This window comes from Paenibacillus sp. FSL R5-0517, from assembly GCF_037974355.1.
Taxonomy (GTDB): Bacteria; Bacillota; Bacilli; order Paenibacillales; family Paenibacillaceae; genus Paenibacillus.
Genome location: NZ_CP150235.1, coordinates 1,332,435 through 1,354,830, shown reverse-complemented (window position 1 = coordinate 1,354,830; position 22,396 = coordinate 1,332,435). Strand labels below are relative to the sequence as shown.

At 46.6% G+C, this 22,396-nt stretch carries 18 protein-coding genes; 9 read left to right on the top strand and 9 right to left on the bottom strand.

The window, feature by feature from the left end; all coding sequences use genetic code 11:
* Positions 1–121: 121 nt before the first annotated feature.
* The 5 genes from MKX40_RS05905 to MKX40_RS05885 all read right to left on the bottom strand — a co-directional run bounded on the left by MKX40_RS05905 (position 122) and on the right by MKX40_RS05885 (position 10,804).
* Positions 122–916, bottom strand: a complete 795-nt coding sequence (locus MKX40_RS05905; protein ID WP_339240152.1) for an SH3 domain-containing C40 family peptidase — start codon at positions 914–916, stop codon at positions 122–124.
* Between the two features lie 465 nt (positions 917–1,381).
* On the bottom strand, positions 1,382–4,657 hold the full coding sequence (locus MKX40_RS05900) for a glycoside hydrolase family 48 protein (RefSeq protein ID WP_339240150.1): 3,276 nt from the start codon (positions 4,655–4,657) through the stop codon (positions 1,382–1,384).
* Positions 4,658–4,963: 306 nt separating this feature from the next.
* Entirely contained in the window at positions 4,964–7,885 is a 2,922-nt protein-coding gene (locus MKX40_RS05895) for a glycoside hydrolase family 9 protein (protein ID WP_339242938.1), read from the bottom strand.
* Between the two features lie 411 nt (positions 7,886–8,296).
* Complete coding sequence (locus MKX40_RS05890) at positions 8,297–10,012, bottom strand: methyl-accepting chemotaxis protein (protein ID WP_339242937.1); 1,716 nt, start codon at positions 10,010–10,012, stop codon at positions 8,297–8,299.
* A 240-nt stretch (positions 10,013–10,252) separates the two neighbouring features.
* Positions 10,253–10,804 carry an undecaprenyl-diphosphatase gene (locus MKX40_RS05885; RefSeq protein ID WP_339240148.1) on the bottom strand — a complete coding sequence of 184 codons (552 nt, stop codon included), beginning with the start codon at positions 10,802–10,804 and terminating at the stop codon, positions 10,253–10,255.
* A gap of 184 nt (positions 10,805–10,988) precedes the next feature.
* Between MKX40_RS05885 and MKX40_RS05880 the strand changes: the two genes are divergently transcribed.
* Positions 10,989–11,984, top strand: a complete 996-nt coding sequence (locus MKX40_RS05880) for an LCP family protein (protein WP_339240145.1) — start codon at positions 10,989–10,991, stop codon at positions 11,982–11,984.
* Positions 11,985–12,162: 178 nt separating this feature from the next.
* Positions 12,163–13,416, top strand: coding sequence for an acyltransferase (locus MKX40_RS05875; RefSeq protein ID WP_339240144.1), 1,254 nt, complete (start codon positions 12,163–12,165; stop codon positions 13,414–13,416).
* 37 nt (positions 13,417–13,453) lie between these two features.
* On the opposite strand, the gene MKX40_RS05870 is transcribed toward MKX40_RS05875, so the two are convergent.
* Complete coding sequence (locus tag MKX40_RS05870) at positions 13,454–14,191, bottom strand: hypothetical protein (protein ID WP_339240142.1); 738 nt, start codon at positions 14,189–14,191, stop codon at positions 13,454–13,456.
* 220 nt (positions 14,192–14,411) lie between these two features.
* On the opposite strand from MKX40_RS05870, the gene MKX40_RS05865 reads away from it, so the two are divergent.
* Together MKX40_RS05865 and MKX40_RS05860 are read left to right on the top strand one after the other, a co-directional pair.
* Complete coding sequence (locus MKX40_RS05865) at positions 14,412–15,359, top strand: hypothetical protein (RefSeq protein WP_339240141.1); 948 nt, start codon at positions 14,412–14,414, stop codon at positions 15,357–15,359.
* A 54-nt stretch (positions 15,360–15,413) separates the two neighbouring features.
* Positions 15,414–15,656: an NHLP leader peptide family RiPP precursor gene (locus MKX40_RS05860; RefSeq protein ID WP_017690236.1), complete on the top strand. Its 243-nt coding sequence runs from the start codon at positions 15,414–15,416 to the stop codon at positions 15,654–15,656.
* A gap of 77 nt (positions 15,657–15,733) precedes the next feature.
* On the opposite strand, the gene MKX40_RS05855 is transcribed toward MKX40_RS05860, so the two are convergent.
* Both MKX40_RS05855 and MKX40_RS05850 read right to left on the bottom strand, forming a co-directional pair.
* The gene (locus MKX40_RS05855; protein WP_339240139.1) at positions 15,734–17,632 is read right to left on the bottom strand and encodes a HAMP domain-containing sensor histidine kinase; all 1,899 of its coding nucleotides are present in this window, start codon (positions 17,630–17,632) and stop codon (positions 15,734–15,736) included.
* A gap of 152 nt (positions 17,633–17,784) precedes the next feature.
* On the bottom strand, positions 17,785–18,066 hold the full coding sequence (locus tag MKX40_RS05850) for a hypothetical protein (RefSeq protein ID WP_062832955.1): 282 nt from the start codon (positions 18,064–18,066) through the stop codon (positions 17,785–17,787).
* A 145-nt stretch (positions 18,067–18,211) separates the two neighbouring features.
* Here MKX40_RS05850 and MKX40_RS05845 point away from each other — a divergent pair, with 145 nt between their 5' ends.
* From MKX40_RS05845 to MKX40_RS05830, 4 genes are all read left to right on the top strand, one after another.
* Positions 18,212–18,373, top strand: coding sequence for a hypothetical protein (locus tag MKX40_RS05845; RefSeq protein WP_221819028.1), 162 nt, complete (start codon positions 18,212–18,214; stop codon positions 18,371–18,373).
* 120 nt (positions 18,374–18,493) lie between these two features.
* Entirely contained in the window at positions 18,494–18,865 is a 372-nt protein-coding gene (locus tag MKX40_RS05840; protein WP_339240138.1) for a hypothetical protein, read from the top strand.
* Positions 18,866–18,904: 39 nt separating this feature from the next.
* Positions 18,905–19,099 (top strand): hypothetical protein, encoded by a 195-nt coding sequence (locus MKX40_RS05835; RefSeq protein ID WP_339240136.1) that lies wholly within the window; start codon positions 18,905–18,907, stop codon positions 19,097–19,099.
* A 173-nt stretch (positions 19,100–19,272) separates the two neighbouring features.
* A complete protein-coding gene (locus MKX40_RS05830) occupies positions 19,273–19,695 on the top strand; it encodes a VOC family protein (protein WP_339240135.1) in 423 nt (140 codons plus the stop codon).
* A gap of 196 nt (positions 19,696–19,891) precedes the next feature.
* Here the strand turns inward: MKX40_RS05830 and MKX40_RS05825 are convergent, their stop codons facing one another.
* On the bottom strand, positions 19,892–21,106 hold the full coding sequence (locus MKX40_RS05825) for an MFS transporter (protein ID WP_339240133.1): 1,215 nt from the start codon (positions 21,104–21,106) through the stop codon (positions 19,892–19,894).
* A gap of 256 nt (positions 21,107–21,362) precedes the next feature.
* Between MKX40_RS05825 and MKX40_RS05820 the strand changes: the two genes are divergently transcribed.
* Entirely contained in the window at positions 21,363–22,013 is a 651-nt protein-coding gene (locus MKX40_RS05820; protein WP_339240132.1) for a peptidylprolyl isomerase, read from the top strand.
* Positions 22,014–22,396: the final 383 nt, after the last annotated feature.

Below are 22,396 nucleotides of genomic sequence, written 5' to 3'. Positions count from 1 at the left end.
GTTCAATAGATAACACAAAAACACCTCCCACTCGCCCGTCAAAGGCAAAATGGAAGGTGTTTTGTATACCTATAAACATCCGCAGAATATCATAGAGGTTCTAAGAAAGTCTTGTTCTAACCTACAGCGCACTGCCACCAAACAGGAAGCGGTACTCCCAATGTTTGCCAGAGATATCACTAATCGTTACACCACCGCCGGCGTTGGAATACGTATGTAATACCTTGCCGTCGCCCAGGTAGATCCCTGTGTGCGTAATGGTTGCGCTGGATTTATTCACGCCCGAATACGATGATGCAGAACTGCCTTTATACGACATGAAATACATCAGATCCCCGCGCTTCAGGTTTTTCCAGTTGGTCTGAACAGCACCCTTAGCTTTCACATATGCTCCCTGTTTACGAGAATCAGCTGGAAGCTTGATGCCAAGTGCATCGATAAAAGCCTGACGTATAAAGCTGGAACAGTCAAACGTAGCTGTGCTGTTACGACTCGCTCCGAATTCATACGGTGTACCCCAATATTTCATTCCCGCCGCAATAACTTTCTCCACAGACGCATTGCCGGTTTCCGATGTGGCACTATTTGAACCTGACCCGCTTGTACCGCCACTTACAGCTTGTGTGTATTTGGATGAAGAAGATATGTAGCCTGTCCGATTCGCAGAATCCTTAATCTTATACCAATCCGAACCGGATTGCTGAAGCACTGTTACCGTCTCCCCTTTAGCGATCAAGCGAACAACTTTCGCAGAAGAAGAAGGTGTTGTGCGTAGGTTTACGCCCCAAATTACTTTTACTTGTGAATTCTCAACAGCAGCTGCCGATACCTGTGCCGTTAGTGCTCCTGTCGTCAGACTTCCCATCAGCATCGATGCTGTGACACTTGCTGTAATAATTGTTTTCTTCCAATTCATGATGTCGAGTTCCCCCTGATGTTACAGAATTTTAACCTGGGTTGCTTCTCCCCGGCTTGCCCCATTGTAAACGGGCTATCCATAACGTTCATCAGCCAAAAGTCCTGTATTGATGTAGGCGCACTTGAGCACTAAGTAACAGGGTCTGTCCATCCTTTATTGGCAAAAAGCACTGCTGATTCCTTCTTTTACAAAGGTTAAATTATTGTAACTATTTGATATGCTTCATTTTTCACCGATAAAAGAGTTAGGTCAATCCTCATCCAGTACATGGGTCATATGAACTATATTTTAATGTTTAAAATCGAAAATATGGTAAACATTACTATGGTTCAATTTCTAATTACCGTTACCCATTTGAAGGTTTATTATAAAAAAAGAAAAAGCCAGGGATTTCTCCCCAGCTTAATCTGTATTTCTCGTGTCCTTAATGATCCTACTACTGGTTAAGTAGCTGTTTATTGATTAAGGTTCAATTCCCCATACCTTCGCGCCGTCCTGATAAGCTGTCACTTTCGTCCATGCACTGAAGGCCGTTTGGGTGGAATCAAAGGAATAATCATTCGTTAGATCAAAATTCGTCCAGTTGTTTTTCGAGAAACGCACCTGGATAATTCCGGTCTCGGCACCCGCTGCCAAACTGCCCGCACCCGATTTGAATCCAATCTCCAGATAGGTATCTGCCGTGCCCTTGGCCGGATCGATCGAAACAAAATGTCCTTCCACGTTACTGCTTCCAATCTGGGCATAATCACACCAGAAACTCAGATCAGCCGCACTATCCTTCGTGAAATAATACCGGAGCTTCACTTTGCTCAAGTCCACAGCAGTTGTACCTGTATTCTTCACATTGAACTGTGGAGTGATCGCATTGCCTGAAGTTCCTGAACCACCATTGCGATATTGTACTTCAAGTGCTCCCGTTGTGACCGGAGGGGCTAATGGGGTCAATACCAAGACATTCGAATTCGTCTGACCACTCGTATTCACGGCTACGATTCGGTAATTATATGCCGTACCATTCACCGCTGTAGCATCGGTATACGTCAGTGCAGTCAACCCCGTTGCCAGATCAGCATACGCCCCGTTGCCTACCGAACGCTGTACCTTATAACTTGTTGCTCCAGTCGATGCTGTCCATGTCAGTACCGCCTGGGCATTCCCAGCCGTTCCAGTAAGGTTGAATGCGCCTGGCACAACGACACCTGCGAGTGGTGTTGCAGATGCCTGTGTCGACGGTGCAGACTCACCTGCGGCATTCACCGCAGTGATGACATAATAATACGTTGTACCGTTGGTCAAGCCCGTATCCGTGAATGTTGATCCTGTGACCCCTGTTGCTACAGACGTATAAGGACCACCGTTCACTTCTGCACGTTTCACAGTATACGAGGCTGCACCAGCGGCTGCGTTCCAATTCAGAACCACCTGCTCGCTTCCTCCGGTTGCTGTTACGCCAGCAGGAGCACCGGGCACTTCCACTCCCGGACTATCGGAATCTCCGAGGAGTCGATCATACTCTCCATAAGCTGTAGCCATATCCACCTGTGACCAGAAGCGGTGATACGTAAAGGTAGGTGCTCCGTTCTCCCACTGCTTCGTGGTCGGGTTATACGACGTTTTGTACAGGTTATCCAGGTAAGCCCATGCCGGATCTTGCTTGATGGCCGGACGCAGGTCGGAGTATCCAATGTATACGCCATTGCCGCCTTTCGCTGGATCGGAAGGTACACCTGCTGTACCTGGAATCGTATTGCCTTGACCAAAGGTTCCGGACCAGTTGGCCGGGATATAGATCTCTTTGGCAAAGAAGCGGAAGTAGTCTTTACGCTCTTCTTCGGTAACGATACCCACACCATCATTGTAATCCCAAGCAGTATCCAACAGAGCTTCCGCCAGATCCTTGGCTTCTTGACCTTTCACACTAAGTGTGCCGTTCTCCGCCTGTGTCCCTGCCGCGAAGAAGGTCAGTGCTTTAACGTAACTTCCCAGAACTCCTGTGTCCTGCACGGGATCTTTGGTCGTTACACGGAAGTTCGGATTTTCCGTAAACGAACTGAAGCCGTTCCATTTGTCCGGCTGACCCTGCCATTCCTGACCACCCGGAATCCAGAATTCTCCCGGAGCCGGTGTTGTCGCTACCTGAACATTGGTTCCACCCAAAATGCGCTGTCCTGCCGCATTCAGATAGTAGCCTTGCGCATCCGTCACCGGACGCTCACCTACAAATACATAATCCTTGGACCAGTCAATCCACTTCGTGATCACTTTCTTGGCCATCTGGAAGTTCTCAGAGGACAGATCACCGCTCTCGGCAAGAATATAATACATCTCGGCTACACGCTCCAGCGGCCATGCCTGGAATCCAAACCATGTGTTGGAATCCGGGTCACGATACACGGGTGCTTCTTGATAGGCCATGTCATAGAAGGTACTGATTCCTGCCGGATAGGCCGCATAGGAACCACCGATACTGTTGGTTGCCCCCCCGCCAATGGCTCCTTCATGGGATTGCAGCCAAGTGTAGAATTCCAGCTGACGTTTGAGCGTGGCATTCCAATCTGCCTTCGCTGTTGCTGATTCAGGAATCAGGCCGCCAGCCGGGTCAGACAAGGCATAGGCTGCAACCGGGTTTTGATAAGCCTGATGGGTATGACTCGCTCCAATGCGCCAAGCCCAATCCCCACCTTGACCCAAACCACCGCCCCATGACGTATACCAAGCCATGAGATACATGTTGGAATCTTTACCTGTACCCGGCGTCGGTGTACCGTTCTTAGCACTTCCAATTTTCTGGAAGTATTTATCATACATGCCATAGCGCAGGTAGTCGCCCATCTTCTTCGCTTTATCCAGATATTCCGGGTTGTTGTATCCCATCTCCTTCGCCCAGTACAGAACCTGAACAGCACGTGCATCGGCATCCGTTGCGTTGGTGTAACGCCATTGCGCTGACGGTGTCTGATTTTCCTTTGTGAACAAGCTCATGAAGCCTTCGTTTGCCTTACCAAAGGATTTATCATCCTGGGATGGATGCGGAATCGCTTCCCACACAGATTCCTGCTCCCCACGCTGGAATGTGTTCACATAGGTAGCCGTATGGGATGGATTCAACAGGTTACCGTATCCATACCAGTTATCCACATCCACCAGCCAGTGCATGAGATAAGTCTGATTGTCACCATAGGTCGCCTTCAGTTCAGCATCAATCGGGTCTTTACCCGCTGCATACTGCCCATTAAGTTGCGATGGATATTGATCCGGGAATGGCTTTTCCCCTGCATACGTAGCAGGGCTGTTCGGGTTGTATGAGCTCATCGTAGGCTGCTCTTCCTTGCCGTCACCTTCGTTGACCGGGATAATGAATTTTTCCATACTGTCCCATGCTGCTTCCAGTTGGGACCAGTCTCCCGTATAGTGACCATACATGGTCTCTAGCCATAGCCAGTAACTGTATGCCTCGGACGTCGTCATATGACCATAATCCGGGGCTTCACTCAGCAGGGTCTCAATGGAATGATAAGGTAGACCCTCTGGCGAGAAATATCCGTTTGCCGGATCTTTCAACTGTTCATACAATTGCAAAAACCGGGCTTCATTGATGCTGTCGGACTGAATCTCGATGGCCTGATCTGCGGCGTGTGCCGTTTGCGGCCCTGCCCACAGTCCGGTGTATCCGGTCAACATGACAGTACCCGCCAGCATGGCTGTTAAACTTTTTTTCGCAGCTGATTTCAACATTGATATATACCTCCCTGGAATAGTGGAATATAAATGCGTGTTCAAAAAGAGCGGTTTTCAGTACCGAGAAGAGGGGGATGAAGCTAGAAATGGCGTAGCGCAGCGTAGGGAAAACTACGTTGAGCGACCACAATTTTCCCAAGGAAACATTCTTCGTAAGCCTCCCACTTATTTCGGCTGAATTCCATATTCGATGCTGATGATGCCCCCAGGCATCCTTCGTAATCAAAAGCGAACTTTTTGAACATCCTCTATAAGTGCTGTTGGTCTGTCCATGCTGCTCTTCGACTTATGACATTCAGCCAGTTACGGCTCCAAGCCCCATACTTTGTTGGTTCCCTGATACGCGGTTACCTTGTTCCATGTGGCAAAAGCCGTCTTGGAGGCATCATAGGAATAGTCATTACTTTGATCGAAATTGCTCCAGTTATTTTTGGAAAAGCGTGTCTGGATCACGCCGGTCTCTGCTCCAGCGGCCAAACTGCCTGCTCCGGACTTGAAGCTGATCTCCAGATACGTATCAGCTGTACCCTTCGCCGGATTCACCGCGACAAATGTTCCTTCAACATTGGCCGTACCCATCTGGGCATAATCACACCAGAACGTCATATCATCGGTACCATCCTTGGTAAAATAATATCGGATCTTCACTGTACTAAGATCGATTGCCTGTGTGCCGGTATTTTTCACATTGAACTGCGGGGTCACCGCATTGCTTGAATTCCCGGACCCTCCACTGCGGTACTGCACTTCGAGTGTATCCGTCGTCACCGGAGGTGCAGAAGGCGTCAGTGCCAGGACATTGGACAGCGTCTGCCCGTTCGCATTCATGGCTGCAATCCGGTAATTGTACGTGGTGCCATTCAGCGCAGTCGTATCCGTGTAAGTCAATATGGACAATCCGGTTGCCACATCCGCGTATGTTCCTCCTGCCACCGAACGTTGTACCTTATAGCTGGTAGCGCCCGAAGCTGCTGTCCAGGTCAGGACCGACTGTGCATTGCCAGCCGTCCCACTTAAAGTCAGTGCTCCCGGCACTGTTGAAGCTGCTTGCGGTGTAGCCGACACTTGCATAGAACCCGATGATTCCCCTGCTGAGTTCACTGCAGTCACTACATAATAATAAGTGGTTCCATTCGTCAGCCCCGTGTTCGTATAGGTCAATCCATTCACACCCGTCGCGACAGTGGTATATGGCCCTCCACTTACCTCGGAACGCTTCACCGTATACGATTCAGCCCCGGAACCAGCTGTCCAGGTCAGGTTAACCTGACTGCTTCCCGCCACAGCCTGCACGCTAGCAGGTGCGCTTGGAACCGTAACTGGTGTGACACCAGGCTCCTGTCCATACACTTTCACTCCGGCATCATAGACTGGAAGGTAGATGCTCTTCACTGGATTGCCTGTGGTCAGCGACTGGAACGAATGATCATTGTTTGCATTCCATGCGCCCTGTGGTCCTGTAATGCGGAACTGTACTTCTTTGCGATAATTCCCTTCCCCACCGGGATAGATCTTCGTATTACCAAAGTTCGCCGTAATCGCATAGATATGCTGGGCTGCATTCACCACAACCGGTTGGGATACCGTCGCTCCCTCCGTATAGGAGGTTGTCACTTGAACGTCCGATACCGTACGTCCGGCAGCATATACTTCACTCAAATCCAGGAAATATTTAAAAGACAGTTGATCTCCCATTCGGGCAGGCCAAGCGGAACGATTATTAAGCTGTGCCCGGATTTCCGTATAGTTGGAACCGGATGATTTGATGGCAGCTTCCACAAAGAACTCATCGCCCTTAACCTCAGGTGCAGGGAAGTTCGCAAGGGGCTGATGATTCTGACCAAACAATAGATTCATCTTTGCCAGTGCGCCAGTAAAACCGGCATTGTAATCAGTTGCCACCTCATTGCTCACATAATCTCCGATATCATCGGTATATCCATCTGATGCATCCGGTCCGCCGACCATGGCACCATACAGAATGTGGCGATGGTTAGCCGGGATATCCTCGTTATTCAGCCACGAACCGTGAGCGGTTCGATGATGCGGATGTTGGGGTGCATTTTGACCGTATCCGACCACATAACTGCTCTGACGCGGGTTATCACCCAGAATATAATTCATCTGCGAGACGGCGAAATCCTGATATCTTGATTTTTTCACAGGATCACTGACCCAGTCGGAGTATACGAAAGAAATAAAGGCTGCATTCGCTGCATAACGGAGCGAGCCCCATTGATCCAGCCACGCAAGACCTCCTGGCGTATACTTGACTCGTGTCCCATTAACTCCAACTGTCCAGTAATCCAGGTTGCGTTCTGTCGACTGAATAAATCTCGTCGCCTCCGGCATGTTCAAGTTGGACGTAATCCGGGCAAGCAGGATCTGGGCACCATAATGTTTACTGTCCCAACCTTGTGTCCAGGTATACGGCCAATTGGCTGAGCCTCCGCTAGAAGACCAACGGTCCGTAGCTGCAATGGCTTTGGACAAGTAAGCGCTATCATTAGTGGCTAAATATAACCATGCTCCACCCCATGCCAGCTCGTCTTCGTATCCTGTCCACGAGTTATAGAACGCTGCGGCATCCGTGATACAATCGGTGTATTCCCCACGATACGTATCTGCAAAGTTGTACAGCTCTTTGGCATGTTGGAGCAATCTGGCCGAGTATGCCGGGTCATCATCTGCAAATACAATCGACGACGCTGCCAGTGCTGCCGCTGTTTCTGCCGCCAGATCACTGCCTGGGCAGGTAGCATCAATCTTGAACGAAGGACGGTTCATCTGCATGACCTCTGCCGGTCCCCACCAGGCATGATCCGTATTACCTGCTCCGACTTGTCCCCATAATTCATTTGGTTTGGTATGCGCTTTCATAAAATAGTCGGTCGCCCATCGGATATTATCCTTGATCTCCTCCAGTTGTCCTGCCTGTTCATATCCGTCGCCGTATTCCACGACAGACCAGGCGAGCATCGTAGCGGAAGCAGCCATCGGAAAGCCGAATTTCACATGATCCCCGGCATCATACCACCCTCCGGTCAGATCGACGCCTACATCAGACCCATCCTGCATGCCTGAATTACCACGCCATTCGACCCGATTATTTGCTGGTAATGGCCCCGAACGCTGGGCTTCATAGAAGTAAATGGCTTTTTGCAGTGCTTCAGCATAGTTCTGATCTCCGGCGGCCGCATCCGCCTTACGAAGTCCTGTGTTCATCGAGAAACTCCCTGCCAATAATCCTGCCGATAACGCGATCATGGCGACTCGTCTCCACCAGCTCCCCTTCATGTTCAACTATTCATCTCCTCTTCATGAATATTCCTTATGCATTACTCTGGACTGCAAGTTTATATCGCTCCTCTCCATGGTGTATTTGAGTGTAAGTTCCACCATTAATTACCATTATAGCCGTTTGTTTTACTAGCTATATAAGCGTTGGTGACTTCTGAAATAACATTGTTGTGACCTAGTCTGCGTCAAACGACAAAAAAGCTGTTTCTCTAACCCATATACGCGTTAGAGAAACAGCTTCTCGCCCTTGCTATAATCAATACCACAAATTAAATGGCATTCTGACCATTCCGTCTGTATATTCTTCTACCCTTAGGTATCCAAACATCTTAATGATTATACTTTGAACTTGTTAATCTGCTCCTGCAGTTCTTCAGCCATTTTGGATAATGAACCTGCGGATGAAGCGATCTCTTCCATGGAAGCCAACTGCTGTTGAGTTGCGGCAGACACATTATGAACCCCGCCTGCTGCCTCTCCGGCGATGTTGGAGATCTGACTTACATAGCCTACGACTTCAGTCGTACTCGCTGACATTTCTTCTGAACCAGCGGATACTTCTTGAATTTCACCCGCTACTTTGTTAACCGCATCCGAGATCTGCTCGAACGCTTGTCCTGCCGCAGTAACCATCTCGATTCCTGCTTCCGTCTCACTGCTGTTCACTTTGACTGCCTGAACAGCATGATCGGTATCTTTCTGAATCAACTGAACGAGATCCGTAATCCGTTGGGCTGATGTGGAAGATTCCTCAGCAAGCTTACGCACTTCTCCTGCAACTACAGCAAAACCACGTCCATGCTCTCCTGCTCGTGCGGCTTCAATGGCTGCATTCAGTGCAAGCAGATTGGTCTGCCGGGCAATGTTGTTGATTACCTCGGTAATGGTTCCAATCTCTGCTGAACGTTCCCCCAGCCCTGTTACCAACTCTGTAAGTGAAGCAATGGAATTTCGAACAGAACCCATCTGTTCAACCGCTTGCTGAATGATCATGTTCCCTTCGGAAGATTGATTCGCCGCATCCACAGCAGATACAGATACACTCTGGGCAAGCTCAGCAATCTGCTCCGACCCGAGAGCCATCTCATTCATCGCCTGTGCAGAACGCTTCACAATATCGACCTGATCGGACGTACCCACAGCCAATTCCTCTACCGTTTGGGAGATCTGTTCCGAAGCTTGGGTATTCTGCTCCGCACTTGCAAGAAGCTCTTCCGATGAAGCAGCTACCTGTTCGGAAGTCATTGATACCGATTCAATCATCTCGCGCAGATTACCCGACATGGTATTAAAGGAATTAGCCAACGTGCCTAATTCATCCTTATTCTTCAGTACAATTTTCTCGCCTGTCAGATCACCACTTGCTATTGCCATGGCAGCTTCATTCATCTTTTTGATTGGACGTGAGATGATGCTTGCAATGAAGAAGGCAATGAACATCGCAACCAGGAAGGCAAAAATTGTAACAGCCAAAATTACATTAAATGTATTTTCCGCAAGCAAAACAGACTCATTTGTTGCAGCATCCGATCCTTCATTGCCCAAATTAATTAACTTGGTGATAGAGTCATTTGCTGTGTACCACATCGGATAAGCCTCTGTGTGTAAACGACTAGACTCATCATAATTGTTGTTCAAACCAAATTCGATAAATGCCGGCATTTTCGCTACATAAGCATCATAATTCGTACTAAAATCATTATAGAGCTTAAGCGCTGCATCGTTGTTTGCAATCAACGTTTGTAACTGTTTACGCTCATCTTCAATCTTGGTAAGCAGCAACTGTAGCGCTTCGTTCATCTTAGCCGACTCATCTTCGTTCTGTTCAACGATGATTCCCAGAGCCAAACGCTCTACATCGGAAATATCACCATTCATCTTTCCCAGTAAGCTCACACTCGGCATCCAGGTCTGATCCACTTCATTCGCCTTGCCAGACATACTATGAATCTGGACTAATGCGTAGCCACTTACAAAAACCAGCAGAATTACGACTGCCAGAAAACCAGTCAATAACTTGCCTCGAATCGTTAACCTCAATTTCCCCAACATATTCCCCCGCGTGTCTTCCACATTCCCCACTCCTCAACTTAGCGCATAAACTAATGCATATGAATAATATATCGTCACCTCTAGTCATGAATTGTAGATGTCAGAATTCAATTTCTACAAATTTCATGTAACTTCGAAAATAAAGCAAAAGAAGCCTCCCATCTTTGGAAAAACCAGAGATACGAGACTTCTTTCAATAATAATAACTACCATCTATTCACTAGACATTTCTTTCAATCGCTAACCAAAAACACGCCGGTGTATGTTAATGAAGAAGTCAGGTATCGACTTGGTATAATTGCGGGTTGTAATCAGAACCACACTAAGCAGACTACCGAGAAGGAATCCTCCCAGAATATCTCCTGGATAATGCACACCAACGTATATACGAGACACCCCTGTCAACACAGCAAGTAATAGCATCCATAACCCCAAGCGACGCCCAATAAAGAATGAAGCAGCCGCGAGAGCAAATACAAAGGAGGCATGCTTACTTGGAAAAGATGGGTCAGGTACATGGGCAACCAGTTGATGTACGTTTCCCTCCACAAAAGGTCTTGGATGGCCGACCGCAGGTGATATGCCCCATTTCGCCAGAACTAACGCTGCAATGGATGCCACGCAAGCATAGAAAACGATACGCTGTTTGGATGGATCGCCAAGAAACCATACAATAACGAGTAGTGCAATCATAACCCAGACCGCATACTCCGATGATGTAATCATAAACCAGTCCAGAAATGGAATTTGGTCTGCAAACTGATTAATCCAATGAAATACGGATTGATTCATAACTGGCTTTTAATACCTCCATTACACACAACAAGATTATTTTTTACATATTAAATAGTCACTAACTATTTGTCAAACAATCCTCACATTGACCGAAGTTACGAAATCAAAGAGGACATTTTACTTTCTTTTTGTTAAACTAGTTTGGGTTACATATCAGTTCAAACATAGAAAGGTGAAGATTATGCTTAAAAAATGGTTATGGGGTACAGCCCTGACCCTGATGCTTGCTGTCACAGGGGTCGTTGTATATTACGGATATTCGATTGTTCATTTTGCCAATAGCATCTCAACCACTTCCGGGACTTCATCCAACGCTTCCTCATCTGGCACAGACAGCGACTCAGATACCCAAACGACAACGATTCCCAGATGGGAGGGCCAGGAACGGGTGAACATTCTGCTGCTTGGCGGAGATTCAAGAGGTGACGATGCGGGACGCTCGGACTCGGTCATGGTCGCTTCTATTGATCCCGTCACGAAGAAAGCCCATCTATTCTCCGTACTGCGAGATACCTATGTCGCAATCCCCGGTCATGGAAAGAGCAGGCTCAATGCAGCCTTTTCCTACGGAGGTGCAGAGCTGACCAAACAAACCGTCAGTGATCTGCTCGGTATTCCCATTCAGCATTATGTGTACACGGACTTTACAGGCTTCATGGCACTCGTTGATGCGGTAGGTGGTATTGAGATTGATGTTGAGAAAGATATGTATTACACCAGCAAAGCAGATAAACATATGTATGACATCGATTTAAAAAAGGGATTGCAGCATATGGATGGCAAAACAGCCCTTCAATATGTTCGTTTCCGCCATGATGCTACCTCGGATTTCACCCGTACCGAACGGCAGCGAATCTTCATGACCGAACTGGCCAAAAAGATGCAGAGTACCACTTCGCTCTTCAAAATCCCGGATATCCTGGAAGCGATCGCACCTTATATAGAGACGGATCTTAGTCCGACCCAGATGTTGAAACTGGCGTCCCTTGGCTTCGATATCCATGCGAACGAAATAGACCAGCAGCAGATTCCACCGAACAAGCTGCTCACCAATGAACTGGTAGGCTCCGCTCAGGTGCTGGGTGTCGATGTAAGCAAACTCCAGTCCTATATTCAGAAACTGTTTGAAGAAGATGCTGCGCCCTCGGAGTCTTCATCATCAGATGAACAGAACTGAGAATAACAGAGTTGAAAATGAAGCGATTATTAAACAACGTATATTTCAGTTTAATACCCACAAAAGAAGACGGCTTCGGCCGTCTTCTTTTGTACCTATTTTCCCCATTTAATGCAGCCTTAATGTTTAACAGGTACTCTTATATGATGAACTCCGGTTCCTGGAGGGAGGATTACATGTGAAAAAACCGCGAATAGCGGAATGGACCGAACTGCGTGGCATTGCCTTTCTGGCGATCGTCATGCAGCATAATATCGCCGAGTATATCTATCGCGCCGATATTGAACAACCCGATTCCATTATGCTGACTATGATTTATCATCTGACCCGTTTTGGTACGCCAACATTTGTATTTCTGTCGGGAGTCATGTTGTTTTACCATCACCATAACACCAAACCGGAATACCCTCGCTTCATTCGAAAGCGATTTGGCGATATCTATATACCGTTTGTGGTATGGACACTCATCTATTGGCTTGCTGTCCGAATTTTCACCCCTGCGTTCTGGGCCAGTGGCATACCGGATATGCGCAGTCTGGTTCGTGAACTGTTTCTACCACAGACCGGATATCATCTCTGGTTTGTCATTATGGTGTTTCAGTTCTATATTCTGTTCCCCCTGTTTTGGACAGGAGCAAAAGCCATTCAGAAGCGTATCCAAAACGTCATACGTTTCACGCCAATGCAAGTTATTGTGACATTAATTCTCTTTGCAGCTGCACTCTACGCCCTGCTTATGAAATGGTCCTACTACAATATGGGGGGCTGGACAGAATCCATGTCTGAGCCATGGTCAACGTTGCTGCAGTATCGCTCCTATTCATGGGTGATGTACTGGTTCTACTTTTTACTGGGTGCCGTATGCGCCTGGTCAGTCGATAGCTGGAGAAGTTGGACCACCAAGTTACTGCCATGGACCATCTGTCTGTTTATTGGGATGTATATATGGCTTGGTTACGATGTGCTCCGCGGGTCCGGGGATGTTGTTAATCTGAATATCTCCACCTATTTGAAACCAACCACATTTCTGATCATTATGGCCCAGATGCTTATGATGTATGGTTTCCTTGTACTGATGCGGAGCAAAGACACATGGTTTCAGCGCCTATTAGCCTGGATTGGCCGTTATTCGTTTGGTGGATATCTGGTTCATGCACTGGTGATCTACGCGATCGCTTACGTAACCAGACCGCTCCAACTCAGTGGATGGCATCTGCCTGTAACATTGCTATCGTTCCTTGTTACGGTTGGTATTACTCTTGCAATCAGCTGGGCACTCTCCAAACTTCCTGGCTCACGTTTCACCGTAGGGTTAATGCGTAAACGACGTTCAAACCCAGATTCTGCTGGCGCTGTGGACAAAAGAAATTTACCTGAGCGAACCCCCTCACCCGGTGCAACTCGCAGTCCGGGAACAAGTGAGCCGTTTTAAAATAAAGAAGCGCGTCCCCTGATGGAGACACGCTTCTTTATTTTGCTTCGCTCGACGTTGATCGTCCCGGAACAGGTTCCTGGGGACCTGGGGCTGGATGTACGTTGCCCTTCTGATTCACAAATCTCTTCAGATCACCCGTTAATTGTTCCTTCAGCTTGTTAACCAGCTGTGTTTCGCTAATACCTTTTGCCTGAGCAATCTCAGCCAAGGATTTTCCTCCCTGAAGCTGCTCATGAAGTTGAGCAGGGGTGACCCCAATAAACCGGGCAATTTCGCCCTTATCCACCATAGGACGTTTGCCATGGTGGGCAAATTCACGCCGCAAATCACGCAGCGGGGTATTGATGACCTTTTTTAATTTGGTATCCATGTCCGCCTTCGTGGCTGCAGCCTGATCCTTGGTGAGACACCCCTCTTCTACTGCTTGATCCAGACGCTGTGCAAGTGTAGGCTTCAACTTCTGCAATAACTGCTCCTCACTAAGTCCCTTACGCTCTTTCGCAATCTGGGACAACGTCTTGCCAAGTTCCATCTGTTCTTTCAGATCCCGAAGCCCAATCCCAAGCAAGTCTGCCGTTTCACCAATCATGAACAGACCGTGTCCTGCCTGCATGCATGGCTTCGCTGGTTTGCCGGAGGAAGAAGCTTTTGATGCACCACCATATTCCTCAGCCCGAGCCGTTGAATCAGCGAATGCTACATGTCCTGTTGCTGCTGTTATAACTACGGCTGCCAATCCGGCTGCCATCCATGTTTTCCATTTCAAAATCATTTTTCTGCCGCCTTTCCGATGTCGAAATCTCTGTACCTTCCTAGTTTGAGCCTAAAATCCACTTTTTTATGCCATAAAATACAAAAAGTCATCATTTTTCTCACAATTGATCACAAAAAATCCTATTTTTTTCATTTTATTTCAGCTATACTGAATGTAACTTCATGATTCAGTCGAACAGTCCTGGACCACCTTATCGCAGGAAGGACGAGACGTAACGATGCGGAAAGATTGGTTAGATCCGTTTAGCTCCGATCTGGAGGTCGTTTTTGCTTCAGCGGAACAACTCGTACGGGAATATCCCGAACCCTTGTCAGGACATGCATTGGAGCAACTTCATTCGGTTAATCCCCTGTTACGAGATTCGGGGCACAGTTATATCGGGTATATCATCCCACTTTGGATGCAGTACTCGGATCAACTGCCTCAGGAGAAAGCACAACAATTAAGTACAGCCTGTCTGATTCACATGTTATATTTTCTGAATCAGGACGACGTGATGGATGAACAACCGGAGAATGCCGCTCTGAAGTTATCCCTGGGCAATTTATATTACATGGATGCACTTCAATCTTACTCGGCATTATTCGATCTTTCCTCCACGTTCTGGATCTATTTCAGACAATATGTAGTGGATTGGGCCGTGAGTGTTACGGGTGAGCATTTCATTGATTATTTTCAACAGAATCCCTTGTTGATTGCGCAAAAGGCTGCCCCTCTACTCATCGGAGCTACAGGTGCACTCCTTCTGTTGAATCAATCCGAGCGGATCATCCCAGTATGTTCTGCCATCAACATTACACTCATGACACTCCAGATGACCGATGACTTCACAGATACGCATCAAGATGCTGTGCATGGAAACTACAACAGCTACCTCTCCCACATATCCGCAGCACTGAATCACAACTATCCCGTTCATCCTCTTAGCGAACGTATACATGACAATGTATACAACACTCAACTCATGAACTCTTATGTAGACATTGCATTTCACTATAATCGTACATTAACATCGTCTAACTTAGGGATATCGCATCTCGAGGTGTTTGATTCTTATTTATGCAGCACTTTAGTACAAGCTGTTCAGGACATTACACAACGGAAGAAACGGCTCCTCCAAGGTGGGTTTCATCACTGGATCAGCGATCAACAGTTGGAATTATGAGCATAAGGACTAAGCTGATTCAGTTTAATTTCAAATATGAAGGGAATGTTGACGATGATGGTATCAGAGAAAACGTTGCATGAGGATATTATTGAAAAGGCTTGGACTGACGAGCATTTCAGACAACAATTGCACTCCAATCCGAAGCAAGCGCTTCGTGAAGCTTTCGGAATCATAATCCCGGAGCACATTCAGGTACGTACCGTTGAGGAGCAGCAGAATGATTATGTTCTTGTCATACCTCCCAACCCTTCCAAAGTAAATTATGATGTGAATTGCGGACCTTGGAGAAGTTAAATCGGGTGAGTTAAATTGGTAACGTAAGTGATTAGGGGTAGGGACAAAAAAAGCCGCTGTATGCTTCTGTGAGTTCGTCATTCGACGAACTCAGCAAAAGATACAACCGCTTCTGTTCCTACCCCTTTGGTACTTGTAAAGCTGATCTGTCCTTGCATCGCTTCAACAATTCGGAATGTCACCATCATGCCGAGACCAGTGCCTTTGATTTTATTGGAGAAATAAGGCTCGCCCAACCGGGAGAGTGCTTCCTCATCCATTCCCTCTCCATTATCCCTGACATGCACCTTAATAACCCCATCCTGCTTGTAAGCCCAGATATCAATCTGGCCTTGTCCCTGCAGAGCTTCAATACTGTTCTTGATAATGTTGATAAAAGCCTGCTTAAACTTCGAGGAATTGCCCCGAATATATAAATCTGGCGGAATGTCAGTGGTGATTTTGCCACCTTCCAGATTAGCCATCGGTACAAGGATCCCTTCAATATGATTGAACTCATCCGAGATATTAAGCGAGATAATATGGTCGAATTCAGGTTTGGCAAAGGTAAGAAAGTCCGTGATAATGCCCGAAGCACGGTCAAGTTCCTCCAGTGCAATACGCACATATCCCTTATTTTTGTTGTCTTCCTGTTCTGTCATAAGTTGCAGGAACCCTCTTGTCACCTGAAGCGGATTACGTACTTCATGGGCAACGGAAGCGGCCAATTCGCTAATAATCTCCATCTTCTCGGATCGCTGCAACTCATTGTTGAATAACTCCAGTTCCTTGGAATACTCCAGCACTTTGGTGTGTTTTTCGGCAAACCGACTTCCGAGAATGGCAATCAGCGAGATCACAAATGCAACCATGGACCATTTCCACCATAACAGATGATACGTCCCACTCCGCTGATAATACCACAACAGTTCAGCCACACTGATCAAGGCAAATGTACCGAATCCTGTCGCAAGCAGGATGGCTTCCCGATTTCGTTGCAGTGCTTTGGCGATGGTTCCAACCAACAGAATTGTCAGCAGGATGACCAGCACCATACCGACCACACGCTGTACGAGCAGATTGTAGAGAAACTCCCATTGCCCACCTGAAGTAACGTAGATAAATAGAGAGAACACAGCGATAACTGAATATATGAATGTTATTTTTCGCAGTTTGGTGAAGATACCATGCAGTCCCGGCCCGATAATCTGCTCAAAAAAATAACATAGCGCTGGCATTCCCAGCAGCATAGCCAGATCAAAGACTACCGAATACAGATCACCATACACCTGATAGAACGTATACAAAAATTGCGAATACGTGATGATCATTGTGCCGATGGAACCCATCACCATGCATAGTGAGATCCACAATCCCTTATGGAATTTGCCAAGGAAGAACGTACAACTCAGCATCGTAATCGCTGTGAAAACAAAGGTCGCACCCAAAATGACATCAATAAGCCCGTTATGAATATATCTCTCCTGTAACGCAGCATATGGGCCAACTTGAACAGTACCTTGTATGCCCAGACGACCTTTCTCATTTTGCGACCATACATAGAGCGTGTCACCCGAATTTTCGCTGGATAAGGGTAGTAACACCGCATTATTATCATAATTGTAATGATAGTTCTCGTAGACCTTGCGGTCCTCCAGATAGATAACAATATGATTGCCTTTAATGTTCTCAAATCGAATGGCTGAGCTTTCTTCACTCAATTCAGGGATGGTCAGGCGAGTCCATAAGGAACTCGATCGATCCGTATTGCTATACTCCAACTTATCGATGCCCTGCTTTTCCCATATCTCATCTGTTCCCTTAACCTCACTTATGAACCCTTGATCGTCAACGTTCCCCCATTTTACTTCCCATCCTGTAATGGATGCAGGTTGCTGAATCGCTCCTGTAGTTGCAAAGACCATTCCATGTGGCATACCTAGAATAATCAATACACTCATCCATAAGATGACGATAGCTTTGGGCACATTTTTCATTCACAGCACCTCAAAGTTCCAATTTTCCCTATCTTAGATTCTCTCATTTATCATTCGCCACCATTTGTCACGTCACCTTCTTAGATAAAATGAAATTTCACATTTAAGTCGATTTATAGTTTTATTTCCATTTTATTGTTATGCATATATGATTAATCACGCAAGTCTTCGAACTGGTTCTCTATCATTTCCCGTTCTTTCTGTTCAACTTGACTGCGGAATTCAAGCCACTGCTCTGTTTCCTCATCATCATAGATGGTCCATATATCGGAAAAAAGGAAATCCCGCAACTGTACAACTTGTCCGGACCATATTCCGCCTACCCAAAATAAACCGTCCGGACGACGGATGACGGTACGGGAGAAACCGGGTGTAGACGCCTTTTGCCCGATACGGATGCGTGTAATCATATTGCCCAGTGTGAACCAGTCCACTTGAGACCCCTCCCTTACATATTCAAGCTTAATCATAACATAGGCAAAACAGGAAAAGCTGTAAAAACGGTGACCGAGATTCAATCCTTTGCTTCAGGTGTAATGGTTTCTCAAAGCAAACAAACACGCTAAGGAGATGATTGCAATGAATGAGCCGCATCGTACAGTTGAGGTGGAACATAAGGATGTTCAGCATAAATCGGATTCAAGTATGGTCGCTTCCACATTTATTAAATATGCCGCTTATGTGATAATCTTTTTCGGATTCTTATACTTCCTGGTTAAATATGTATTCCCTAAATTCTAAGGCATTCATATCGTAGCAAACCCCGGGGATAATAAAATGTGCAAGATTACAACAATAGCGCTTTGGGTAACTACGGGGTAGAGAAGCTTGGGCAACCAACAATGAAAGGAAGTGTTATTCATGTCTGACAAACCAATTAGTAACGAAGAGAGCGACCGCTATTATGACCGTTATCAGAGGTTCCGCGATATTCCGCCAGAGACGGAAGTCCCGGAAGGCGATATGGATACCTTTGATGAAGTTTCCGGCAGACGGATTGTAACGGAAGATGCGGATCTTGCACCCGTAGCCGCAACGGCTGTGGACGAGCCGGAATTGGATTCACGTTTGGCGGAGACACCGCTGGAATCTGTACCGGATGCAGACCTGCTGCAACCAAACAGTCCAGTTGATCCTGCTGCCCCCGATCCGGACGCACTGCATGGTACTGATCTGCTCAATGGTGCTGGTGCAGATGCCAAACCCGAGAACGATGTTCCACCACGACGTTAACGGCAGTTATGACATCCTGAATGAGGAGGTGCATACACGATGAAGGAAGATCGCGACAAACATACGCATGAACCGGATAATCTTGTGACCGAAAGGGATATTGACCCGGACTTCGGACTGTTCACTGAGGATTCCTTCCCCGAAGCACTTGAGGATGAGGATCAACGTGATGCGGTGGAGCATGCCATTCCTAAAGAGAAGGCTTCTCGCAAGCCCTCTTCGGATGGTCAATAATCACTTGGACAATGATAATTCCAGACTTACAGAAACCTCTTGAAAAGGGGTTTCTTTGACGTTTAATCCCTGATTGCTGACATGACAGTATAGTCAAAAAATTGCCCTTCCATTATTATTATAAAAGATACATATTACAAAAGTTATTACGGGTAGTGAAGGAGATTGATTATATGATTCAGTCTATCGTACATATTGCATTGGTTGTGAAAGATTATGATGAAGCAATCGCATTTTATACAAAAAAGTTGAACTTCACATTAGTTGAAGATATATATCAACCGGAACAAGATAAACGGTGGGTCGTGGTTTCTCCTCCTGGCTCTGTTGGTACTACAATCTTACTTGCCAGAGCATCTAAACCTGAGCAAGAGCCATTTGTTGGTAACCAAGCTGGTGGTCGGGTATTTTTGTTTCTAAACACTGATGATTTTTGGAGAGATTATAATGAGATGGTCACTAAAGGGATCGAATTTGTTAGAGCTCCCCAAGAACAATCTTATGGAACAGTAGCTGTATTTAAAGATCTGTATGGAAATTTGTGGGACCTACTGGAAATGAATAAGGATCATCCCATTTCCAAGCGCGTTAAGTAATCTCCAAGCTTCCGAGATCAGATTGGGATTAATGTGTTATAAACATGTGACTTATATTCCTCTATCTGAATCAAAGAGAGATGACGACTGCATGATTACAGCGCCATCTCTCTTTGATTCTTTATAGAATGCTTATCTTATTTCTAAATATCCTTTTAACTTCAAGGATTTCCGTTTTTAATGGCTGCTCCAGCGGTCACCGCTTAGCGGAAATCTTGCCTGTTCCAGGCAGTTTGTGATCCAATCCCGACCACTTTGCTACAATCGCAGTGATGATCAGCGCAAGTCCATTAATGATAAATATCCAGCGTATTGGCAACCAGCCACCGAGAACGCCACCAATAATTGGTCCCGCCATCGTCCCGATCTGGGCAGCGGACTGGTTCAGACTAAAAGCCCTTCCCCTGAAACTTGATGCGGTAGCCTGCACAATCATGGCGTTAATGGCCGGAAATACAGCTGCAAAGAATAGACCATACACGAATCGCAAAATGCCAAATGCGATATAACCTGTTGTAAAGAACTGTAGAAGATTGCCTACAGCCCCGCCAACCAGTCCAATGATCAGCACTTTACCGTATCCGATCCTTGTACCAATCTTGCCCCAACGCGGTGCCATAATAACTGTTGCTACCCCCACCGCCGAGAAAATAATACCTGAGCTAAGTGAGGCACGATCAGGCTGAACACCCATTTCCATCACATAGACCGTCAAAAGTGGCTCCAGAATCATAACGGAGAACGTACATATGCCCATCATGCCAAGCACCGTCATAAACACACGATTCGCTCTCGCTTCACGAATGTCATCCATGACATGGGAACGAGCTTTATTTCGGTTGAAGTTCTCTTCTTTTACCCAAAAGGTTGCAATAATAGCTGATACCAATACAACAATTGCCGAAAACAAAAATGCATTCCGGTTGCCGTAATAGTGACTCACCACGCCACCAATTAACGGTCCAATAATACCGCCAGTGGCTCCAGCAGTAGACATAATACCCAGTGCATAACCGGTCTTCTCCTCAGGTGTATTGGTGCCTACCAGGGCAATTGCTGCTGGAACAAACCCTGCAAGCAGACCCTGAAACAATCGAACAACAATTAGCGAATAGGGGTCCTGCACGAAATAATTGATAAGATACAAGACGGCAAGGCTGTATCCTGACCGGATGAGCATAGGTTTGCGCCCGTATTTATCAGCCAGCGAACCCCAGAACGGAGACACGAGCGCACTCGCGAGAAACGTAATGCCGAAGGCAAGTCCCGACCATAACTCCAGGTGATCACGAACCCCCAAGTCAGCACTTAGAAACAGGGGTAGAAATGGAATTGAGATCGAATACGCCGTGCTGCAAAAAAATACACCAATCCATAATATGATGAGATTTCGCTTCCACGAGAAGTTCATATACCCGCACGTCCTTTCCGTTACTGACGCCGGGACTGCCGTATATTGGAGCGGACGGAACAGACCCGTACGTCCCCGATGCGGAAGCATTTTCCTTATTTTACACCCATCATTCCATGAAGGCCATCCCTTGTTCACCACAACTACACGTATTACATTGCCATTCTGTCCACAAAAACGGTATGATAGTTGGGTAAATATCCAAATACGATTTGGAGAAAATATATCATGCAGAGATGCAAGGAGGAACGTTTTCATGTCTTTACGGTGGAAAAAAACAACCGCAGTATCGCTCGTTCTTGCGATGCTGCTTATCGTCATTAGTGGTTGCGGGCGCCCTGCGTCCAGTGCCGAGCAAACGCCGGTGCCAGCCGCACCTGAAGGTCCAAACCCTGTGGCAACTATTGAGATGCAGGATGGTCAAAAGATCGTTATTGAGCTCTATCCGGAGATTGCGCCCAACACAGTGTATAACTTCATCTCCCTTGCCAATAAAGGGTTCTATGACGGCCTGATCTTTCACCGGGTCATTCCGGGCTTCATGATTCAGGGTGGAGATCCAGAGGGCAACGGTTCGGGCGGCCCAGGTTATACAATCAAAGGGGAGTTCACTTCCAATGGTCACAAAAATCACCTGAATCATACTCGGGGAATCATTTCGATGGCACGTAAATCGGATAATCTGGATTCTGCAGGCTCCCAATTTTTCATCATGTTAGCAGATGCGGATTACCTGGATAATTCATATGCCACCTTTGGCAAGGTTACTGAAGGCATGGAAGTTGTTGATGGAATTGCAGCTCAGGAAATAGGTGAAGGTGACAAACCCGTTAAGGATCAAGTTATGAAAAAAGTTACGGTAGATACCCACGGTCTGGAATATCCAGAACCGGTAAAAATGCCTTAATTAACATCCTTGCCAAACGGATGATAATCCATGGTTATGACTTGTTAATGAAGTCTGAACAAACAAAAGCTCTGTCCTGTGCGAATGTCACAAGGCAGAGCTTTATTTAATAATATTAATGATAGCGGTTACATATCTGACTTTATATAAAATGACCTCTTCCGGCATCATCCTCAATACATCCATCCCATCAAACGTAACCAGCCGACAATCGCAATCCATAACGGGCAGCTAAAGGCAACACCCCATGCAAGCCCTTTCAGTAAACCACGGTTTACTTCCACGAACAACGACTCCTTTCTCCAGGGAATAGTCGCAGTATCGGTAATAGTATATGATTTTATACCCGAATTCATTCGCCATGCAACCCTCATTTTCCTGCT